We start from the raw sequence: 974 nt of genomic DNA on the forward strand, positions 1-974 counted from the left end.
ACAAGCGGCGGCGGTGGCGACCACCGGCGGGACCCTCAACGGCAGCGCCTACACCTACGCCGGCACCAACCCGGGCAGCACGGTGAGCGTGGGCAGCGCCGGCCATGAGCGGACGGTGACCAACGTGGCCGCCGGCCGCGTGTCCGGGACCAGCACCGATGCGGTCAACGGCTCGCAGCTGTATGCCACCAATACCGAACTGGGCAAGGTCGGCACCACCGTCAATAGCATTCAGCAAGGCGCGGGCGTGAAATACGCCCACACCAACTCGACCAAGGCCGACAGCACTGCCAGCGGTACCGACAGCACCGCGATGGGGCCGGCGGCGAGTGCGTACGGCGACAGCGCGGTGGCACTGGGCAATGGCGCGGTGGCGGGCGATGCGAACGATTCGGCCGTGGCCAACGCCGTGGCACTGGGCAAGGCGGCCACGGCCAGCGGCGGCGCTGCCATCGCCGTCGGCAACAACAGCAAGGCCCAAGCTCTCAACAGCATCAGCGTCGGCAACGCGTCCGAGGCCACCGGCGACTACAGCAGCGCCATCGGCTACCAGGCCAAGGCCACCGGCGCCGCCAGCAGCGCCATCGGCACCTTGGCCGAGGCCAGCGGCGGCTACAGCAGCGCCGCTGGCTACCTGGCCAAGGCCACCAGCAGCGGCAGCAGCGCTTTCGGCACCGGCGCCAACGCCAGCGGCGTCTACAGCAGCGCTTTCGGCACCAGCGCCCAGGCTATCGCCAAAGATGCCATGGCTATGGGTGTCTCTGCCCTTGCCAGCGGCAAGGATGGTATGGCGATAGGGGCCTTCGCTAATGCTATTGGCGCCCAAAGCACCGCGGTGGGAGCGGCGGCGAACGCGTACGGCGACAGCGCGGTGGCACTGGGCAATAGGGCGGTGGCGGGCGATGCGAACGATTCGGCCGTGGCCAACGCCGTGGCGCTGGGCAAGGCGGCCACGGCCAGCGGCGGCGAACGCG

General features: G+C 70.2%; 1 pseudogene. It reads left to right on the forward strand.

The features are described 5' to 3' along the window. Positions 1–974, forward strand: a pseudogene (locus CEK68_RS20820) (hypothetical protein); the annotation flags it as partial.

It is taken from the genome of Xanthomonas sp. LMG 12461 (genome assembly GCF_009192935.1).
Lineage (GTDB): Bacteria > Pseudomonadota > Gammaproteobacteria > Xanthomonadales > Xanthomonadaceae > Xanthomonas_A > Xanthomonas_A sontii.